Origin of the sequence: Xanthovirga aplysinae, from assembly GCF_009711365.1 — a bacterium.
Taxonomy (GTDB): Bacteria; Bacteroidota; Bacteroidia; order Cytophagales; family Cyclobacteriaceae; genus Xanthovirga; species Xanthovirga aplysinae.
In genome coordinates, this window is the sequence record NZ_SMMB01000330.1 from 1 (window position 1) to 1,143 (window position 1,143).

At 38.8% G+C, this 1,143-nt stretch carries 1 protein-coding gene; it reads right to left on the bottom strand.

What is annotated here, in order from left to right; translation table 11 throughout:
* Positions 1–203 precede the first annotated feature (203 nt).
* A partial coding sequence (locus E1171_RS00995) for an insecticidal delta-endotoxin Cry8Ea1 family protein (RefSeq protein WP_222931316.1) occupies positions 204–1,143 on the bottom strand: 940 nt, incomplete at its 5' end.

The window sequence follows — 1,143 nt, forward strand, 5'->3', positions numbered from 1 at the left end:
CTTAATTTTAAAAATAAAGATTAAAAGCTATTAGGAGCTGCAATACTAAAATTGCCGACACAAACACTAAACAGGTAATAAATACAAAAGGCTGTCCCAAAAATTGAGACAGCCTTTTGTTTAGCTTCAGTAGAACATCCTACTTTTCTTTGACCTAGCCCCTAGGATTCCTTAAGAGCCTTGATTAAAGCCACCAGGAACCTTTATCTTCCCCAGTTTTGCACATGCTCATCATGCCAATCATCAATTAAATCACTAGCCTGAGAAACCGAAATATTACCTAAATCGGCCAGTTGCTCTGGAGTTAAAGGGTTTGGGTTACCCAAAAAGACAGATTTCAGTACTTCTATATTGGTATTGATAACACTTTTTTCAGGTTTAAACCCAAAAATGATAGATTGTACTAATCCCGTCCGAAGTGCTTTATAGTCCACAGCAGGAATATATATACTGGAAAGAATATGTTCTGGGTAAGAATAAATAGGCTTATTGGAAAGGTTTCCCTCTCTTCCCATCTTACTACTTTCCAATTGGTCTTTAAAGTAAAATTTTAAACCGCTAATGGCAGACCCATAATTGAAATTATACACATTAAAAAAGCTATCAGCACTAGCGCCAATAATTGGCTTGTCCTTTACATCAAAATCTCCCCCAGCTTCTGGTGTATTTACCCCTCCACTACCTCCTATTTTTATACTAGTTTTGCCTTCAGGTCCTCCATTGGAAGGGTAATCTACTTGAATGGCATCTACCCGCTGTCCTGCCCAAACTTGTACACGAGTGGGAAACTCAGAGGGACCCGACGGAAATACAAAAGGTGTTGGAGAGGAACCAATCATATCAGAATAAATCTCTCGGTCCATTCGTATTTCTGCACCATCCGGGTATTTAATGGGATCAAAATAAGGCCACATGTCACGAAAATCCAACACTGCAAGCGTCATCTCCCGTACATATTTATTGATAGTATTAAAAGGCTCCGTATTTTCAGCATTAGGTTTTGGCGCATTGGCTACAGCTTGATTTAATCCGGTTTGGTACCATCGGTCCACATAATCACTAAATACCGGAATTGCATTTTCTAAATTACGCTTACTTCTATCTAATTCTACTTGCCCAATTCCCCATTCATCTCCCTGTAAA